The sequence below is a fragment of the Streptomyces sp. NPDC019396 genome, from assembly GCF_040632375.1.
Classification (GTDB): domain Bacteria; phylum Actinomycetota; class Actinomycetes; order Streptomycetales; family Streptomycetaceae; genus Streptomyces.
Genome location: NZ_JBEYBS010000027.1, coordinates 17371 through 36038, shown reverse-complemented (window position 1 = coordinate 36038; position 18668 = coordinate 17371). Strand labels below are relative to the sequence as shown.

11 protein-coding genes and 1 pseudogene are annotated in these 18668 nt (G+C 71.8%); 4 read left to right on the top strand and 8 right to left on the bottom strand.

Annotated features, from left to right (window positions below; translation table 11 throughout):
• Nucleotide 1: 1 nt before the first annotated feature.
• Both glgX and ABZ532_RS26365 read right to left on the bottom strand, forming a co-directional pair.
• Nucleotides 2-2152: a glycogen debranching protein GlgX gene (gene glgX, locus ABZ532_RS26370; protein ID WP_361288635.1), complete on the bottom strand. Its 2151-nt coding sequence runs from the start codon at nt 2150-2152 to the stop codon at nt 2-4.
• Between the two features lie 299 nt (nt 2153-2451).
• The gene (locus ABZ532_RS26365) at nt 2452-3378 is read right to left on the bottom strand and encodes a MurR/RpiR family transcriptional regulator (protein ID WP_361288633.1); all 927 of its coding nucleotides are present in this window, start codon (nt 3376-3378) and stop codon (nt 2452-2454) included.
• 292 nt (nt 3379-3670) lie between these two features.
• Between ABZ532_RS26365 and ABZ532_RS26360 the strand changes: the two genes are divergently transcribed.
• Entirely contained in the window at nt 3671-5752 is a 2082-nt protein-coding gene (locus tag ABZ532_RS26360; protein ID WP_361288630.1) for a SpoIIE family protein phosphatase, read from the top strand.
• A 124-nt stretch (nt 5753-5876) separates the two neighbouring features.
• Here the strand turns inward: ABZ532_RS26360 and ABZ532_RS26355 are convergent, their stop codons facing one another.
• Both ABZ532_RS26355 and ABZ532_RS26350 read right to left on the bottom strand, forming a co-directional pair.
• Nucleotides 5877-6332 carry an SPW repeat protein gene (locus tag ABZ532_RS26355; protein WP_361288627.1) on the bottom strand — a complete coding sequence of 152 codons (456 nt, stop codon included), beginning with the start codon at nt 6330-6332 and terminating at the stop codon, nt 5877-5879.
• A 106-nt stretch (nt 6333-6438) separates the two neighbouring features.
• On the bottom strand, nt 6439-7350 hold the full coding sequence (locus ABZ532_RS26350) for a DMT family transporter (RefSeq protein WP_361288624.1): 912 nt from the start codon (nt 7348-7350) through the stop codon (nt 6439-6441).
• Between the two features lie 278 nt (nt 7351-7628).
• On the opposite strand from ABZ532_RS26350, the gene ABZ532_RS26345 reads away from it, so the two are divergent.
• Nucleotides 7629-9821, top strand: coding sequence for an FUSC family protein (locus ABZ532_RS26345; RefSeq protein WP_361288621.1), 2193 nt, complete (start codon nt 7629-7631; stop codon nt 9819-9821).
• Between the two features lie 508 nt (nt 9822-10329).
• Nucleotides 10330-11271, top strand: a pseudogene (locus ABZ532_RS26340) (PP2C family protein-serine/threonine phosphatase); the annotation flags it as partial.
• Nucleotides 11272-11561: 290 nt separating this feature from the next.
• Here the strand turns inward: ABZ532_RS26340 and ABZ532_RS26335 are convergent.
• Nucleotides 11562-12593, bottom strand: a complete 1032-nt coding sequence (locus ABZ532_RS26335) for a DUF6777 domain-containing protein (protein ID WP_361288740.1) — start codon at nt 12591-12593, stop codon at nt 11562-11564.
• A gap of 449 nt (nt 12594-13042) precedes the next feature.
• Between ABZ532_RS26335 and ABZ532_RS26330 the strand changes: the two genes are divergently transcribed.
• On the top strand, nt 13043-14335 hold the full coding sequence (locus tag ABZ532_RS26330) for a streptophobe family protein (RefSeq protein WP_361288618.1): 1293 nt from the start codon (nt 13043-13045) through the stop codon (nt 14333-14335).
• A gap of 1 nt (nt 14336) precedes the next feature.
• Here ABZ532_RS26330 and ABZ532_RS26325 read toward each other — a convergent pair whose 3' ends face one another.
• The 3 genes from ABZ532_RS26325 to ABZ532_RS26315 all read right to left on the bottom strand — a co-directional run bounded on the left by ABZ532_RS26325 (nt 14337) and on the right by ABZ532_RS26315 (nt 18666).
• Entirely contained in the window at nt 14337-14987 is a 651-nt protein-coding gene (locus tag ABZ532_RS26325) for a hypothetical protein (RefSeq protein ID WP_361288737.1), read from the bottom strand.
• Between the two features lie 26 nt (nt 14988-15013).
• Entirely contained in the window at nt 15014-17416 is a 2403-nt protein-coding gene (locus ABZ532_RS26320) for an FHA domain-containing protein (RefSeq protein WP_361288615.1), read from the bottom strand.
• An 86-nt stretch (nt 17417-17502) separates the two neighbouring features.
• Complete coding sequence (locus tag ABZ532_RS26315) at nt 17503-18666, bottom strand: XdhC/CoxI family protein (protein ID WP_361288612.1); 1164 nt, start codon at nt 18664-18666, stop codon at nt 17503-17505.
• Nucleotides 18667-18668: the final 2 nt, after the last annotated feature.

Below are 18668 nucleotides of genomic sequence, written 5' to 3'. Positions count from 1 at the left end.
GTCACGCGCCCGGGTCGGCGACGCCGGACCGGCGGAACGCTCCGGACCGGGTACGCAGCAGGACGAGTGTGCTGCGTGCCTCGACCGTGACCCGGGCGCCGGCCTTGATCTCCGTCTCGTCGGTGTCGCCGGCCGGTGCCCCGGTGTCCACCTCGACGGACCAGCTCTCGCCGTGCGTGTGGTCCGGCACCCGGAAGTCGACCGGCTCGTGATGGCTGTTCAGCAGGATGAGGAAGGTGTCGTCGGTCACCGGCTCGCCGAAGGCGTCCGGCTCCGTGATGGCGTCGCCGTTGAGGAACACCCCCACGGCACGGGAGTCCGGCCGCGCCCAGTCCTCCTCCCGCATCTCCTCGCCGTCCGGGCGCAGCCACAGCAGGTCGGCGATGCCGTTGCCGTCGTTCCCGCCGTGGAAATAGCGCCGCCGGCGCAGGACGGGGTGGGCGGCTCGCAGCCGCAGCAGGCGCTGGGTGAAGCGCAGCAGTTCCCGCCGCTCCCCGTCCAGCTCCCAGTCGACCCACGACAGCGGGCTGTCCTGGCAGTAGGCGTTGTTGTTGCCCTGCTGGCTGCGGCCCAGTTCATCGCCGTGGGCCAGCATCGGCACGCCCTGGGAGACCAGCAGGGTGGTCAGCAGATTGCGCTGCTGCCGTGCCCGCAGTTCGCGTACGGACACGTCGTCGGTGGGGCCTTCGGCGCCGCAGTTCCATGAACGGTTGTGGCTTTCGCCGTCGTTGCCGTCCTCGCCGTTGGCTTCGTTGTGCTTCTCGTCGTAGGAGACCAGGTCGCGCAGGGTGAAACCGTCGTGCGCGGTGACGAAGTTGACGCTCGCCCGGGGTCTGCGGCGTCCGTCCTGGTAGAGGTCGGCCGAGCCCGTCAGCCGGGAGGCGAACTCGGCGAGGGATGACGGCTCGCCGCGCCAGAAGTCCCTGACCGTGTCGCGGTAGCGCCCGTTCCATTCCGACCACAGCGGTGGGAAGTTGCCCACCTGGTAGCCGCCCTCGCCGAGGTCCCACGGCTCGGCGATCAGCTTCACCCTGCTGATCACCGGATCCTGCTGGACCAGGTCGAAGAAGGCGGAGAGCCGGTCGACCTCGTGGAACTGGCGGGCGAGGGTGGCCGCGAGGTCGAAGCGGAAGCCGTCCACGTGCATCTCGGTGACCCAGTAGCGCAGCGAGTCCATGATGAGCTGCAGGACGTTGGGGTGCCGCATCAGCAGGCTGTTGCCGGTGCCGGTGGTGTCGTAGTAGTGGCGGCGGTCGCCGTCCACCAGCCGGTAGTAGGCGGTGTTGTCGATGCCCTTGAAGGACAGCGTCGGACCCCGGTCGTTGCCTTCGGCTGTGTGGTTGTAGACGACGTCGAGGATGACCTCGATTCCGGCCTCGTGGAGGGCTTTGACCATGCTCTTGAACTCGGTCACCTGCTGGCCGCGGCTGCCGGTGGAGGCGTAGGCGTTGTGCGGGGCGAAGAAGCCGATGGTGTTGTAGCCCCAGTAGTTGGACAGTCCGCGCTGCCGCAGGTGGCCGTCCTGGACGAACTGGTGCACCGGCATCAGCTCGATCGCCGTCACGCCCAAGCCGGTGAGGTGCTCGATGACCGCCGGGTGCCCGATTCCCGCGTAGGTACCGCGGATGGCTTCGGGCAGTTCGGGGTGGGTCCGGGTGAGGCCCTTGACGTGGGCCTCGTAGATGACGGACTCGTGGTACGGACGGCTGGGCGGGCGGTCGTTGCCCCAGTCGAAGAAGGCATTGGTGACCACGGACAGCGGGGTGTGGCCGAGGTTGTCGCTGCTGTCGGGCTCGTCGGGGCGGTCGTGCCGGTGGCCGGACAGCGAGGGATGCCCGTCGATCTGGCCGTCGACGGCCTTGGCGTAGGGATCGAGGAGGAGCTTGGCGGGATTGCAGCGGTGGCCGTCGGCGGGGCGGAAGGGCCCGTACACCCGGAAGCCGTAGCGCCGGCCCGGCTCCACGCGCGGCAGGTAGGCGTGCCAGACGAAGCCGTCGACTTCGGTCAGTGCGACACGTTCCTCTTCGGCGCCATCGTCGTCGATGAGACAGAGCTCGACCTTCTCGGCCACTTCCGAGAACAGGGCGAAGTTGGTGCCGGTGCCGTCATAGGTGGCGCCGAGGGGGCAGGGACGACCGGGGCGAGTCTTCACCTCGGGACCGTAGCCCGGTTTCCCGCCGGGGGCGGCTCACCGCCTCAGCGTGTCATAGAGGGGATGCCGCGAGCTGTACGGCCCGGCGGCCCGGCCCAGGGGTTGACCGGGGCCACCGGGTCGGGGCACTCCGAGGGGAGCGGAGTACCCGAAACAGAACACCGTGGGTCCGACGAGGAGGAGTGCCGTCCGGGGTGCCAAGGACAGTAAATAAATATACTGCCAAGTAAGCAAGCGTATGAAAAATTTCATGCTGCTCGGTGGCTGAAAACACCCATGCCCCGGCACGTCCCGACCGGTCAGTACTCGAGGAAGAAGTCGTGCTGCTCCGCCGCCTGCTCGTACTGCTCAAGCCGCGTTTGCGTGCGCTCGGGGTCGGCGTCCGCCATGGCCTGGAGCACGGCCGCGGACAGCACACCCGGCGCCGCGTACGAATCGAAAACAAGGCGTGATCCAGTCGCCGCGGTGAGGGTCACATCGGCCTCGTCGACCAGCGGCCCCAGCGTGAGATCGGTGATCAGGGCGGTACGCAGCCCCGTCCGGCGGGCCGCCCGCACCGCCGCAAGGGTCTCCTTCGCATGCCTCGGCATGGCGAAGGCGAGCACCCAGGTGCCGCCCGCCTCCCGGGACTGGAGCAGCGCGTCGAAGGCCACGCTGCCGCCACGCGAGACCAGGCGCACATCAGGGTGGATGCGCCTGGCGGCGTACGCGAAGTACTCGGCGAGAGAGGCGGAGATACGCAGCCCCAGGATCGTCAAGGGGACCGAATGGGCCAGTGCGCGCCCCAGCGCCAGCACCTGGTCGGTGTCGGCGAGGACGCGGCGCAGGCTCTCAAGATTGGCGATCTCGGCGTCCACGGCCGCCTGGAGCTCATTGCTGCGGTGTTCCTCGCCCGTGTCCTGGGCGCCGGCCACGGCACTCAGGGCGATGGGCTGGAGGGCCTCACGGAGCGCGGGATAGCCGCTGAAGCCCAGCGAGGACGCGAAGCGGGTGACCGAGGGCTGGCTCACGCCCACGCGCTCGGCCAGATCCGTGATGGACAGGAAAGCGGCCTCGGTCAGATGGTCGGTGATGTACTGCGCGATACGACGCTGCCCCGGAGACAGGCGGTGACCGCCGAACAGCGCACGGACCTTGTCCGCCGGCGAGAGTTCCGCGTCCGGGGTCTGGCGTCCCGGTGTGATCGCGGAGGCCTGTGCCCGCGCCTGCTGCTGCCCTGATGGCACCCTGTGCCTCCTTCTTGTCCCATTCGTGCTCAACATAGCGCTCCCGGCCCTGGCCTGGGGCAGGCGGCTGAAGGTGATCGGGCGCGAGCGACGGGTCACGAGGGGCGTCGCGATGGGCACGTGGGGCGATCGGGACGCATGCGGGGGCCGATCAGGGGAATTCTCCCAGGATCACGGCCCTGTCCCGATCCGCCCGCGGGGGGTGCGTGTCCATGGTCGCGGGGGGAATATGGAACGCGCGCGGCCAGGGGACAGTACGAGGACGCCGTGACGGCGGGAGGAGCTGCTTGGCATGGGTGGCACGGACGCGTACTCCGACGGCCCGGCTCCGGTCGGCCAGGTGGAGTTCGGCCCTGCCCCGCCCGGGGGCCTGCTGGACGTACTGCGGATGGCGGCGATCGTGCTCGACGACGAAGGCCGGATCGCCCTGTGGAGCCCGCAGGCCGAACACCTGCTGGGCTACGCCCCGGAGGAGGCACTGGGCCAGTACGCCGCCCGGCTGCTGGTCTCCGATGAGCACGTCGACCTCGTGGTGCATCTGTTCGCCCAGGTCATGGGCAGTGGTGAGAGCTGGGCGGGGGTCTTCCCGATACGGCACAAGGACGGCGGCATCCGGTATCTGGAGATGCGCAACATGCGCCTCCAGGACGTGCACGGCGGCTACTACGCCCTCGGCCTGGCCACCGAGCAGTCGACCCTGCGCCGTGTCGAACGGGACCTCGCGCTGTCCGTGCGGCTGGTGGACCAGTCCCCCATCGGGCTCGCCGTGCTGGACGCCGACCTGCGCTATGTCGCCGCCAACACCGCGCTGGAGCGGATCAACGGCATCCCCGCCGCAGAGCAGATCGGCCGCCCGGCCGACGAAACCCTGCCGTTCCGGGACGACGGCACCATCGAGATCTCGATGCGCAAGGTCCTGGACACCGGTACGCCGGTACTGGACCGGCAGGTCGTCGGGCGTACGCCGGCCGAGCCCGGCACCGAGCGGGCCTGGTCGGTCTCCCTGTACCGGCTGGAGGACCCCGGAGGGCGGATCCTCGGCCTGGCCGCTTCGGTCGTGGACGTCACGGACCGGCACCACGCCGCCAAGGTCGCCGAGCGCGCCAGACGGCGGCTGACGATGGTGGCCGACGCCGCGGTATGTATCGGTACCACTCTGGATCTCCGGCAGACCGCACGGGAACTGGCCGATGTCGCGGTTCCGGAGCTCGCCGACATAGCGGCCGTGGATGTCCTGGACTCAGCCGTCGAGGGCCGCCGTGAGGAGATTCCGGCAGGTGGCCGGGCGGTGATACGCGCACTCGCCGTCACCGCGGCGGAGCCCACCCCCGCGCTCCAGGCAGCCGACCAGCCCGGTGAACTGGCCCGGTACGACGCCGCGCGCCTGGTGACGAGGTGTGTGCGGACGGGCACCCCGGTGGTCATCCCCCACGTGGGCGAGGACGACCTGATCAGCATCGCGCGCGATGCGGATGCGGCCGTGCTGCTCGCCGAGGCGGGAGTGCACTCGTACCTGGCGGTGCCGTTGATCGCCCGGGGTGAGGTGCTCGGGGCGCTCGACCTCAAGAGGTTCCGCAACCAGGTGCCGTTCGACTCGGACGATGTCCTGCTCGCCTCCGAGCTGGCCGCCCGGGCGGCGGTGTGCATCGACAACGCACGCTGGTACCAGCAGCAGCGCAACACCGCGCTGACGCTCCAGCGCAGCCTGCTGCCCCAGCAGCCACCACCGGTGACCGGGCTGGAGGTCGCCTCGCGCTACCAGCCCGCTGGTGCCGCGGGCGAGGTCGGCGGCGACTGGTACGACATCCTGCCGCTCAGCGGTGACCGGACCGCGCTGGTGGTGGGGGACGTGATGGGCAGCGGGATCAACGCCGCCACCGCGATGGGTCAGTTGCGCACGGCCACCCGCACCCTGTCGGCCCTCGATCTCGACCCGGCGCAGGTGCTGCGGCATCTCGACGACATCACCATCGGGCTCGGGTCGTACATCGCCACGTGTCTCTACGCGCTCTACGACCCGCACCAGGGGCACTGCACCATCGCGACCGCGGGGCACCTGCCCCCGGTGCTGGTACGGCCCGAAGGCCCGCCGCAGCTGCTCGAACTGCCCACCGGCGCACCGCTTGGCGTGGGCGGGGTCCCGTTCCGCGCCGTCACCGTGGATGTCGCCCCGGGAGACCGGCTCGTGCTCTACACGGACGGACTGGTGGAGACCCGCGACGAGGACATCGACGTCCGGCTCGGGGTGCTGCTCGGGCTGCTCGACGGGCCACGCATGGGCCTTGAGGAGACCTGCGACCGGCTGCTCGAGTCGCTGCGTGCCGGGTCTGGCCAGGACGACGTGGCGCTGCTGATCGCGCACGTGCGGGAGTGACGAAGCCGGCCGGAGGGCCGGGCTGACGGGCTCTTGGACCGCGGGCCAGGGGACGGACCGCGGCCCAAGAGGTCTTGTGTCAGCGCTGTTCAGCCGGAGCTGAGCCAGCAGGAGGGGCGGTGCGTCAGCGCATCGATCCCAGACCGGAGCGGCGGGCGCCGGTCGCCCCGCCGCCGCTCATGGCGGCCATGGCCAGGCCGAGGCAGAGTGCCAGGACGCCGACGATGACGTTGTTGACGATCGTGCCCGTGGTGGCGACGCCTCCGGCGACGACCCATGGGCTGATGATCGTCCATGCCCCGATCACGATGGCGCACCAGGCCATGGCGTGCGTCCGCTCGTAGGCCGAGCCGACACCGCTCATGCACAGGACATAGGCGACGCCGGTGATCAGGTTGGTCACGGCCAGCGTGGTAAGGCCGTTGAAGCCCGCTATCCACGGCGATGCGGCGAGGTAGAGGCCCGTGAGCAGGGCCAGTGTCTCTATCGCCTGGGCGCGGGGGGTGGAGGTCGCGCGCTCGAAGCGGGCGCGCATCTCGGCAAGGTCGGGATGTTGTTCGATACTCGGATGGGTGGTCATGGGGCTGCCTCCTTTGGAAGCCTGGCGTGACCCTTTCACCTGCAATGAAACGCTTTTTGTACTGTTTTGGTCAACTTTGGCGACCAGTGAATTCCGTAAGCGGCGCTCACGGCGGTGGCTGTGCGGCCGGGGCGGGTACCCCGGCGGTCTCGTCAGGGGCCACCAGGGACTGGGTGAGCGGGATCCGCGCGAGCGTGACGGCACCCAGCCCGATCAGCGCGAAACCGAGCAGCTGCGGCAGCAGCCACCAGCCGGAGCGGACGTGCTCCTCGTAGACCACGACACCGAGGGCCAGGCTCACCATCGCGTCGCCGAGGGTGATCGCGGGCTGGGAGGCGACCAACGGGCCCGCCTGCATGGCGTTCTGGAGCAGGAAGAGCGCCCCGGCCCCGGCCGCAGCGAAGCCGTATGTCTGCCAGGCGGTGAAGAACGCCACGGCCCCCTGGTCGTCGAGGATGTGGGTGGCCTCCTTCATCAGGGCCGCAGTCAGGGCGAAGCAGATGGCGGTGGCGGTCCCCAGACAGGCCGCCCGCACCCGGCCCTCCGGGCGTCGCAGCGCCACCGCGGAGAGCACGATCACCGCCCCCACGCACCCGATGAGGGCGGGCAGCCAGCGGTCCAGCGGTACATGGGTGCGGTTGCCCGTGGGCGCGAGCGCGGCAAGGGCCACGCCCAGGCCCACCACCACACAGGCCACGGCGATCCAGCCGCCGCGGGCGAGATGGCGGCGCATCAGCAGCGAGGCCACGATCAGTGTGAGCGGCAGTTCGAGCACGAAAAGGGGCTGGACCACCGTCAGCGGCCCGGTGTTGAGGGCCAGTGCCTGGCAGACGCCCGCGACGATGACGGCGATGATCCCGGAAAGCCACACGGGCCGCCGCAGCAGATCGAGCATCAGCCCCGCGCGGAAGCCCTGGGAGCTCGGCACACTCGTCGCGGCCTTGCGCTGGAGCACGGTGGCGATGGCGTTGCTGAGCGCCGCTGCGAGCGCGAACACCACGGGGACGAGCAAGTACACCGTCCTGACCTCCTGACCGCCTGCCTCGGCCCCCGGAGCCCCGCCCCTGCTGCACCATGGTCGCCCCGGCCCCCGCTCCCCGCGATCCGGGCTCGCCCGGCCGCGCGCACTCCGGCCGCGTGACGACCGGCCGGGCTGCGGGGGCGACGGCCCCGTCCCACAATGGGATTCGTCCCGGTCCCGGCGCCCGGGACGGCGCCGCCGGCTGAGAGGAACATGCGCATGCGCGCTGAGTCGTCATCGGCCGCGAGGACGGCGGCCTTCGGCGGGGCCCCGCAGTGACCGGCAAGAGCAAGGCGGAGCGGACCGAGATCGTGCACCGTGCGATCCGGGTGACCGCCGCCACCAGCATCGGCTTCTACGTCTTCCTGTACGCGCTCCACCAGCCCGAGCTGGCGCTGTACGCCCTCTTCGCGCCCATCGCCCTCGGCGGTCTCTCCCCCATCCCGGGATCCGGGCGCCAGCGATCCGTGGTCATGCTCAAGTCGCTGCCCGTGGCGCTGCTGCTGGTCACCCTGGGCACGCTGCTGGCGGTACGGACCTGGGCCGCGGTGCTGGGGATGCTGGTCGTCGGCTTCTGCCTGGCCTTCTCGGCGGTGGCCGGCCCGCTCCCGGCCGGTGCCGCCCCGGGACTCCAGCTCTTCTACATCCTGGCCTGTTTCCCGCCCTACGCCCCTGACACGCTCCTGCTCCGGCTGGCCGGTCTGACCGTGGGCGTACTGCTGCTCGCCGCCTTCGAGATCTTCATGCTCCCCGCGCCCGCACCGCCCACTTACCGGACCCGGCTGGCGGACGCGCTCGACCTCGCGGCCACGGCCGCCCGCGAGCCGGGGTCGGTCCCGCCCGAGCGGCTCCGCGCGACGGGCCAGGAGCTGCGGTTCTCCAGGCTGCCGCCCGCCGAGCGGCCCGCCGGGCCCTGGCGCAGGGACCGGGGCATGTCCCAAGGGGGCAACGCGGTACGCCGCCTGCTCGACCAGCTCGCCCGGTACGGCGAAACGAGCCTCGCTCCGGTACCGGAGCGGGAAGGGACCCCGTGGGCACCGGGCAGCGGTCAGTCCCCGAGCGCCAGGGAGCTCGCGCGCACCTCCTGCGACACGCTGCTCAACCGGGTCGCCGGGCTCTGCACCACGACCGCGACGGCCCTGCGCGAGAACCGTCCACCCGCGCTGCCCAGCGTGCTCGAGGACGCCATGACCGATTTCCAGTCGCTGCGGATCGGACAGGCGATCGGTCCACCCGACGGCGTACCGTCCGTGCCCCTGCTGCGGCGGCAGGCTCTGGTACTGGGGATCGCGGAGTCGGCGCGGATCGTGGAAACCGCCATCCGGGTGGGTCTCGAGGGGCACAAGACAGGTCCGATCCCGCCGCAGGAGCTGTTCTGGTACGCGGACATGAGCGCCCCGCGCCTGTGGGCGCGGCGACTGCTCGGGAACATGACCCTGCACTCGGTGATGTTCCAGAACGCGGTGCGCATCGCCCTGGGCCTCGGCGCCGCACGGCTGGTGGCGGGATCGCTCGATCTGGCGCACGGGTTCTGGGTGCTGCTCGCCGTGCTGACGCTGGGGCGGACCACCGCCGGGGAGACCTGGTCCGCGATCCGTCAGGCGCTCGCCGGGAACCTCGTGGGCGCGGTGGCGGCCGGGGCGCTCCTCGTGGGCTTCGGCCAGCACTCCGCGGTGTACGCGGCGGCGCTCGTGCCCGGCATGCTCGCCGCCTTCGCGCTGGGGCCGCTGCTCGGGATCGCCTGGGCACAGGCACTGTTCACCCTGGTCGTGGCCTGTGCGTTCGCCCAGATCGCACCCACGTCCTGGCAGCTCGCCGAGGAACGGATCGTCGACATCCTCACGGGCAGCGCGGTCGGACTCCTGTGCGGGCTGATCGCCTGGCCCGCCGGTGCCAGACGTGAGGTGCGCCGGACCATGGCCGCCCTGCTGCAGTCGTTCCACCCCCTGGTCACGGGCACCGTCGAGGCGCTCCTGGCAAGTCCGCCCGGCTCGAAGGAGCCGCCTTCGACGCTGCCCGCCCTGCACCGGCTGCGGCTCGCGGAGACCGCGTACGCCCAGTACCGCAGCGAGCCGCCGCAGTCCTCGGGGCCCTACGCCGACTGGCACGGTGTGCTGATCGCCACGGAACACGTGCTGCTCGGCACCCTGTGGCTGCCCAGGATCGATCTGCCGGTGGTGAAGGTCCCGTACGAGGCGGCCAGCTGGGCGCGGGACACCGCGGCCCGGTTGAGCGAGACCAGTGACCATCTCGCCGAGCTCGCCGCCGACGACGGCGACGCCCTGCCGCGCACCACGGACACCACCCGGGTCCCCGCGCCGACGGACGGCCGTCCGCTGCCCATGCTCATCGACCTCGAGGTGTGGCTGAACGGCCTCCTGGCGCAGCTCTCCCGTATCGAGCCCTCGGTCGAGGCCTCGATGCGTCCCCGGCGAGGCCACGGCGAAGAGGACCGTATTACGGTCTGATCAAACGTGTCGGCGCCGGGTGCCGACTGCAGGACCATCGCCCGGTCCGGATGGGATCATGGACACCCGTTCGAGGCTCGCTTGATGCCCCGGACGGACTTATCAGCGTGTTTCCGTCAGGTGGTGCGAGCGGTGAAGCCGTGGAGCAAGCTGGGGTCACCGCCCCGCGAGGGGAGGAGGTGATCGTGTGGCAGCCGATCGCGGTGACTGGCCCCAGAGCCGTCGCGGACTCCGCACGTCCGAGGCCGAAGACCCCGGAACCCGGGGGCTCGATGACGCGGCCGGGACCTCCGACCCCGGGCCGCACGAAGAGCTGAGGCTGACCCGGACCCGCCTCGCGGCAGCCGATGACGCCGTCGACCGGATCGGGACCTCCCTCGACGAGTCGGTCACCTGCCGGGAGTTGGCGGAGTTCCTGAGCCCCAGGCTCGCGGACGCGGCGGCGGTGGAGGTCTTTCCCGCTCCGGCCCGCCAGCGGGCGCCGCACAGACCTGCCGTCCCGGCCGGGATGCACAGGGCAGCGGTCGCAGGGCCCAAGGACCTGTTCGGGGCGGAGGACCGCCTCTCCGGCGCGGTCGCCGCGCGCGCCGTCGCTTCCGGTCTGCCCACCACCGAGCGCGCGGCCGACGGCGACACCTCTGTGCTGGCGGTGCCGCTCGTCGTACCAGGCGGCACGGGAAGCAGGACCGGCGCGGTCGATGCCGGCGAAGCGGGCGACGTGAAAAGCGTGAAAGGCCAGGTCATGGGAGTCGCGCTGCTGGCCCGTCCACACGCCGGATTCAGCCGCAACGACGTCCTCATAGCCAGCCACGCCGTAAGGCTCGCGGCCGTCGGCATCGCGCACGCCAGACAGTACGCGGCGGAGCAGCGGACCACGGTCGAGTTGCAGCGCGCGCTGCTGACCGAACCGGGCAAGCCGCACCCCAACCTCGAGCTCGCGACCCGCTACCTGCCGGTCGGCACCAGAAATCTGGTGGGCGGCGACTGGTTCGAGACGGTGCGCCTCCACTACGGGCGGACCCTGCTCGTCATGGGAGACGTGATGGGCCACGGCGTCGAGGCGGCCGTGGAGATGAACACGTACCGCGCGATGCTGCGCGATGTCGCCGCCGCCGATCTGCCGCCGCACCGGGTGCTGCGCCAGCTCGACCTCGCCATCGCCGACACCAGTGCCCGCCCCGCGACCTGTCTGCTGGTCCGGGTCGACCCGGCGCGCGGGCTCGCCAGCTTCTCCAGCGCGGGTCACCTCCCGCCCGTGGTGTTCACCGACGCGGGTACCGCCGAGGTGATCGACGTACCCGTCGGGCCCCCGCTCGGTACCGGCCTCGGTGGCTATGAGCTGGTCACCCGCTCGCTCACGGCCGACGACACGCTGCTGCTCTACACGGACGGGCTGGTCGAGCGGCGCGGCGAGGACATCGACGAGTCCCTGACCCGGGTGCGCGTGCCCTGCCGCACTCCGGTGCAGGACCTGGCCGACGCGGTGGTCAGGGAGCTGGGCGAACGACGCCGGGGACGATGTGGCACTGCTGGCAGCCCGTATGCGCCCGCGCCGTCCGGCTCTCGGCGAGGAGCGGCCGGCAACGCAGCCGCCGAGGTAGCGCCCGCTCAGGACCTGTCTCCCGTCTGGCCGCAGTCCCTTGTCCGCCCGCACAGGCCCCGTCCCGGGCTGAGGAGCCGGGCTGTACTCCGCACGCGGCTGTGTGCACCGGTCGGCGAGCGGAGCGCCCGCCCGGGCGATCAGCCTTCAGCGGGGGCGGAGCTGGAATCAGGCGCGGGACGGGACTCCGGGGCCGGCTGCTGGTCGGGGATGTCGGGCAGCCCGGGTGGCGGCTCGACCGGGGGCGCGCTGCCGGGCGGGGTCTCCGGCTGCCCGGTGACGCCGGCCGAGGGGCTCCGTGTCGAGGGTCCGTCAGGCGGCGGGCTCCCCTCGGCGGGGCTCTCGGCCGGGGGCGAGACGGATGGGCAGCCCGCCGTGCCGGACCCCGGTGCGCAGCTCGCGGTGGATGCGGTCTCCCCCGGGCTGGTGGCGCGGTCCGGGGGCGTCGAGCCATCGGGGCGGCTGGAAACGCCGCCCTCCGGCGCTGACGGGACCTCAGTCGGGGTCGTGGGGTCCTTGGGTGGCGCCACGGGCTTGTCGTGGGTACCCGTGTCGGCGCGGTCGCGGGAGAAGTACGCGTGGTCCCCGAAGTCGAGGACGACGAAGGCGTCCACGGTTCGGGGCGCGGGCTGGACGATCACCACACGGGCCTGGTCGAAACCGCTCCAGGTCTTGCCCGTGCGTTTCACCGCGCGCTGGACCTCGACCGGCGGCGTCAGCGGATTGCCGCAGGCACACCGCACCCGGGGCACCCCTCGGTCGTCGACGAGGACGGCTGTACCGGCCTGTAGTACGGCCTGGTAGGAGGTCGCCTTGCCGTCCTGGTAGCCGTGGTTGGTGACGCGGGTGTCCAGCCTCAGCCGCAGTGAGGTCATCGAGCGGAGGTAGCCCGCGACGGCGGTCGGCTGAATGCCCAGGGCCGAGGCGAAGGCCCGGTTCTTCTCGGGCTGGATGGCGAGAAACCTCACTTGTTTCCCGGTGTCGCAGCTCGCGGTGTTGCGGCTGCCTCCGTAGAGGCCCGGGGTCGCCCCGTCCACCCCCCGTACGAAGGTCCCGGACGGCGACCGCGTGGCCGTCGCCGCGCTGGGCAGGGCGGCGGGCGGGGCATCGGCGGTGCCGTTCGCCGTGGACGCGGTGAACGGGTCGGGGCCGGTCTCGTTCGCGGGCTGCATGAAGATCTCGCCCGAGGCGACCGTGGGGCCACCCGGGCGGGTGAGCATGATGGCCAGCACGGCAGCGGCGACGATCGCCGCGGTGACCGCGGCGATCTTGGGAATGGACCGGTACCAGGGCTCGCCCGCGCTCTTCCCCTCCCCCGCGCCGCCCCCGGAACCGCGACCGCCGTCACCGCCCCCACCGTTCGGTGGGCCTTCGCCCGCGCCTCCACCGGACGGGCGGGGGCCGCCTCCGCTCGGCGGCCCCGCCGGGGGGCCTGACGGCGACGGCCGTGGCTCCGAATCCCGGCCGGAGAGGGGGCCGGTGGGAGGCCCTTCGGGTCGGTCAGGCGTCGGCTGATCGCTCACCCCCAATTGTGTGCCCCGGCTCCGTGCCGCCTGCAAGCCGTACGCGATCGGCCCCCTCCGGCGCGCGCCCCCACCGCACCGCTGGTTACCGTGGCTCCGTGAGCCAGCGAGCAGCCTCCCGGAGCGGCCTCGGTCATGCAGTCCGGGACTGGGCCGACGCGCTGGCCGCCGTCGTGGCGGGCCTGGTCTCCATGATCATCGTGGCCGCGCTCGGGCTCTGGGCGGCAGGCGGCACCGGACTTCCCGGGAACCCGTTCCCCCGTACCGTCGCCGCGATCGTCGTCATGGCGGCGGGCGGCACCGTGGACCTAGCCGGGGACGCGGGGGCGATCGCCGAAACCCAGGCCGAGTTCACCGTGGTGCCCCTGTCCGTGAGCCTTGTGGGCGCCCTGGTGACGGCCTGGCTCTTCCTGCGGCCGCTCCGGCACCGCGCGGTCGCGGGCACCGGCGAGCTGCTGCTCCGCTTCGGCAGGCTGGCCGTCTTCTGGCTGCTGGGGCTCGCCGGCCTGGCCGCGCTGGCGCACCAGACCTTCGAGATTCCGCTGGGCGACTCGCTGCTCAGTGACATCGGGGACCTGCTCGACGCCACGCCCGAGGTCGGCTTCGCCGCCGACGTCGGACCCACGTTGCTGTACGGCCTGCTGTGGCTGATCGGGGTGATCGCGATGGCACTGCTGGTGTCTCGGCGGGCTCCGCTGCCCGCCCGGCTCGTGCGCTTCCAGGCGTCGGTGCGCCCCGCGGCGTTCGCGATGCTGGCGCTGCTGCTCGCCTATGTGGCCGTCGGTCTGTGCGCCGGGCTGGTCGTCGCCGCGACTCAGGGGCATGCGGGCCGGACGTTCGCGGTGATCCTGCTCGGCCTGCCGAATCTGGCGTGGCTGGCGCTCACACTCGGTCTGGGCGCCTCCTGGGACGGCACGGTCAAGGGGCCGTTCGGGCTACCGGTGCCACCGGTACTGGACGAGGTGCTGCGTACACCGGGCGGTTCGACGCTCAACCTGTCCACGCTGTCCCAACGGGACGGGCGCGCGTGGTGGCTGCTCGTGGCCGCCGTGGTGCTGGTGCTCGCCTCGGCGTTCGTGATGGCCGCACGATCGCCGGCCCGGGTACGGCCCTGGGAGCACGCCGTCCACATGGGTGTCGCGCTGGCCCTGACCGTGCTGGTGGTGTGCCTGCTCGTCCGGATCGGCGCGCAGTACGGCCTGTCGGTCATCGGGATCGGCGACATCGGGAGCCTGGGCGGGGAGGTGTCGCTGCGACCGCGACTGTGGGGCGCGCTGGGTCTTGCGCTGGTCTGGGGGCTCGCGGCAGGGCTGATCGGGTCGCTGCTGGCCGGTCCCGTACGCCGTCGCGGCGGCGTACCGGGCGACGTGCCGGGCGACCGCACGAGGTAGCTCACCCGCGGTCGCCGTTGCCGGGCATGGTGCCGTCATGGCTGACGATCTGCGTGGGCGGACGGGCCGAGGGCCCGTCGTCCTCGGCGTCCGGTCGGGATCCGGGACCGCCCGGCGCCGCACCCCGGCCGACAGCACCCGGCCCCGGCGGGAACCCCTCCGTCACGAACACGGTCAGCTGGTCACCGTCGCAGTACACCCAACGCTCGTGCTCCGCCTCGTACAACCACATCGACTCCCCGTCCACGACCATCCCCACCCGCATGCCCTGGGTGGCCCTGCGGAAGGCCTCCCCGTCCGTGCGCTGCTCCGCCAGGTCGTCCACCGCCCGCCGGTAGCGCCCCAGCAGCTCCTCGGCGCGGTCGAGCAGGGGCCGCGGGTCCGCCGTCCGGGCGAGCGGCTGACCGGCCGGTGGCGGGGACTGCGGTACGGGGACGAGCAACCGCCCGTCGACCCAGGTGGACCAGCCGTTGGCGCACAGCACACGGCCCCAGTCACCGCGCCGGTCGAGGAGTTCCACCGGGAGGAAGGGGTCGAGCGGCGCGCTGGGCCGGGAGGCGTCCGGACTCTCCCAGGTGGGCAGCCCGTCACCGGGGACGACATGCGTCGGCCGGAAACCCGGCACGGCGGCGAATTCAGTCACCTCAGGCATATCCACCATGTCGCATCCTCCGCCGTCTACTTCCGCATGACCTCGGGTTCATGGCGCCTGAGCAGTCGGGCGAGCACGAACCAGAGGAAGACGCAGTACACCGCCATCACGGCCATGTTCTGCGCCCAGAGGGCGGCGGAGTGCTCGAAGAGCGGATCGTCGGTGTCGGGGCCTGGCACGATGCGGGCTATGTCCACGGTGTCCGACATCGCCGCGAAGGCCCAGCGGGCCGGGACCAGCCAGGCGATCTGCTCCATGCCCAGCACTCCGTCCAGATCCAGCAGTGCCCCGCAGAACACGATCTGGAGCATGGTGAGGAGCACCAGCAGCGGCATGGTGACCTCCTCCTTGGGCACGAGCGCGGAGATCACCAGGCCCATCATCATCGAGGTGAACGACAGCAGCGCGACGGCCAGGGTGATCTCGATCAGCGGAGGCATCAGCACCCCCATGCCGCCGGGGGTGCTCAGATCGACGCCGAGCAGGCCGACGAGGGTGAGCACCACGGCCTGGGCGACGGTGATCACGCCCAGCACCACGACCTTGGACATCAGATACGCGGACCTGGACAGCCCGACGGCCCGCTCCCGCTGGTAGATGACCCGTTCCTTGACGAGTTCGCGTACCGCGTTCGCCGCGCCGGTCAGGACCCCGCCCACGCACAGCACGAGCAGGGCGTCGAGCGCGGTCTCCTGGGTGAACTTGCTGCCGGCCAGGCCCCGCGCCATCGCACCCATGCCGAACGGCAGAGCGATCATGATGATCAGGAAGGTGCGGTCGGCACTCAGCACGGCCGCGTAGCGCCGTACGAGCGTGCACAGCTGGGCGAACCAGCTCTGCGACTTGGGCGGTGGCGCCACGTCCACCGACTGACGGTCCGTGTCCTGCGCCCGCGGCTGGACTCCCGCACCGAGGCTGCCGATGTGCTGGTGGAAGTACGGGGACGCGCGGTATTGGCCCGCCCAGTCGCGGCCCCGATCGTTCTCGAACGCCTCGAAGGCCACGGGCCAGTCGTCGAAGCCGAAGAACGACAGGGCATCCTCGGGGGCTCCGAAGAAGGCGATCCGCCCGCCCGGTGCGAGCACCAGCAGCCGGTCGCACACATCCAGGCTGAGCACGCTGTGCGTGACGACGATGACCGTGCGGCCGTCGTCGGCGAGCCCGCGCAGCATATGCATGACCGAGCGGTCCATCCCGGGATCGAGACCCGAGGTCGGTTCGTCCAGGAACAGCAGCGAGGGCTTGGTGAGCAGTTCGAGTGCGACGCTGACGCGTTTGCGCTGTCCGCCCGAGAGGGTGTGGATGGGCTGGTCGGCGCGCTGCTCCAGGCCGAGTTCCTGGATGACCTCCTCGACCCTGGCCTCACGCTCCGCCTCCGCCGTGTCCTCGGGGAATCGCAGCTCTGCTGCGTAGGACAGGGCCCGGCGCACCGTGAGCTGGAGGTGCAGGATGTCGTCCTGCGGTACGAGCCCGATGCGGCGGCGGAGCTCGGCGTAGTCCCGGTAGAGGTCACGGCCGTCGTAGAGGACCGTGCCGTGGTTGGCGGGGCGCAGTCCGGTGAGCGCGTTGAGCAGTGTGGATTTCCCCGCTCCGCTCGGTCCGACCACGCCGAGCAGGCACTTCTCGCCGACGGGGAAGGAGACATGGTCCAGCAGCACCTTCGTGCCGCCCTTGCCGTCCTCGACCGAGACCGCGAGGTCCTGGACGTCGAGCGAGACCTCACCGGAGTCCACGAACTCCTGGAGTTCGTCGCCGACGAGGCAGAAGGTGGAGTGGCCGATGCCGACGATGTCCGCTGCCGTGACGGCGGCGCGGGTGATGCGCTGACCGTTGAGATACGTGCCGTTGTGACTGCCGAGGTCCGCGATCTCGTAGCTGCCGTCGGGCAGGGCACGCAGCTCGGCATGCCGGCGCGAGACGATCAGGTCGTCGATGAGCAGGTCGTTGTCCGGTGAGCGGCCGATCCTGACGGTCCGGGTGGGCAGTGGGCGCACGGTGGTCGGCTGCCGGAAGGTGCCCGTGACGGCGGGGTACTGGACCGGTGCCGGCGCCGTCACGGCGTAGGGACCCGTCGGGGCGGCCCGCGCCGGCTCCGGTGGGGCAGCGGGTGCGGTGCCGACAAGGACGGCACGCGGACCGTCCTGCGGGCTGCCGAACCGAATGACGCTCCCGGGGCCCACGCCCCATTCCCGGATTCGACGGCCATCGGTGTAGGTGCCGTTGGTGCTGTTCTCGTCCTCCAGCGTCCAGTGGTCCGCCTCGGTCCTCAGCACCGCGTGGTGCCAGGAGACCCGGGCGTCGTCGATCACGATGTCGCTCAACGGGTCCCGCCCGACGTGGTAGACCCGGTCCGGGCTCATCAGCGTCGAGCCCCCGTCGGTTTCGATGACCAGCTCGGGCGCTGTGGGCGCTGCGGGCCGCTCAGCCATGCCCCCGATTTTAGCTATGTGTCTATTTACGCGCCTTTTCTGGGACCCGGCCGGGCGGCTTCCCGGAGCCCGGCCGGGCCGCCGGGTCAGGCCACCGAGCCCATGGCAGCGACCAGTCCGACGCGCGTACGCGGGACGTCGTGGTGGATCGGGGTGTGCGCGCCCGTCAGTGAGATGCCACTTCCGCCGCGGCGGTCCGCGACGATCTCCGCGGCGATCGACAGGGCCGTCTCCTCGGGGGTACGGGCGCCGAGGTCGAGGCCGATCGGGGAGCGCAGCCGGGCGAGGGCGGGCTCGGTGACCCCGGCTTCGCGGAGCCGCCGGTTGCGGTCCTCGTGGGTGCGGCGCGAGCCCATCGCGCCGATGTACGCCACCGGGAGCGTCAGTGCCAGTTCGAGCAGCGGCACGTCGAACTTGGCGTCATGCGTCAGCACGCACAGCACCGTACGGCCGTCGACTTCGGTCGAGGCCAGATACCGGTGCGGCCAGGCCACGACGATCCCGTCCGCCTCGGGGAAGCGCTGCCGGGTCGCGAAGACGGGTCGGGCGTCGCACACGGTCACGTGGTAGCCGAGGAACTTCCCCACTCGCACCAACGCGGACGCGAAGTCGATCGCGCCGAAGACGATCATGCGGGGTGGCGGCACGCTGGACTCGACCAGCAGGGTCAGCGGCTGTCCGCAGCGGGCGCCGTCCGCGCCGATGGCGGCGGTGCCGGTGCGCCCCGCGTCCAGGAGTGCGCGGGCCTCGCCGGCCGCGGTGCGGTCCAGTTCGGGGTGGCCGCCGAGGCCGCCTTCGTACGAACCGTCCGGGTGGACCAGCAGGGCCCGCCCCATCAGGTCGGCCGGTCCGTCGGTGATCCGCGCGAGGGCGGCCGCCTGCCCGCGCGCCGCCGCGGACAGCGCGGCCGCGAAGACCCTGCGGGCGGCCGTGTCGGTACGCCGGACCGGAGTCACAAGGATGTCGATGATCCCGCCGCAGGTCAGGCCCACGGCAAAGGCGTCGTCGTCGCTGTAGCCGAAGCGCTCGAGCACGGTCACGCCGTCCTCGAGCGCCTGCCGGCACAGCTCGTAGACCGCGCCCTCCACGCACCCCCCGGAGACCGACCCGATCGCCGTGCCCCCGCTGTCGACGGCGAGTGCGGCACCGGGCTGCCGGGGCGCGCTGCCGCCGACCGCCACCACGGTGGCCACGGCGAAGTCGCGTCCCTGCTCGACCCACCGGTGCAGCTCTTCGGCGATGTCCAGCATGT

Excerpts from the sequence above, each read along its gene's own strand:
- ABZ532_RS26355 (WP_361288627.1), bottom strand. The coding sequence starts at position 6,332 with ATGACCACCCATCCGAGTATCGAACAACATCCCGACCTTGCCGAGATG.
- ABZ532_RS26325 (WP_361288737.1), bottom strand. The coding sequence starts at position 14,987 with ATGCCTGAGGTGACTGAATTCGCCGCCGTGCCGGGTTTCCGGCCGACG.
- ABZ532_RS26335 (WP_361288740.1), bottom strand. The coding sequence starts at position 12,593 with ATGCAGCCCGCGAACGAGACCGGCCCCGACCCGTTCACCGCGTCCACG.
- ABZ532_RS26360 (WP_361288630.1), top strand. The coding sequence starts at position 3,671 with ATGGGTGGCACGGACGCGTACTCCGACGGCCCGGCTCCGGTCGGCCAG.
- ABZ532_RS26315 (WP_361288612.1), bottom strand. The coding sequence starts at position 18,666 with ATGCTGGACATCGCCGAAGAGCTGCACCGGTGGGTCGAGCAGGGACGC.
- ABZ532_RS26320 (WP_361288615.1), bottom strand. The coding sequence starts at position 17,416 with ATGGCTGAGCGGCCCGCAGCGCCCACAGCGCCCGAGCTGGTCATCGAA.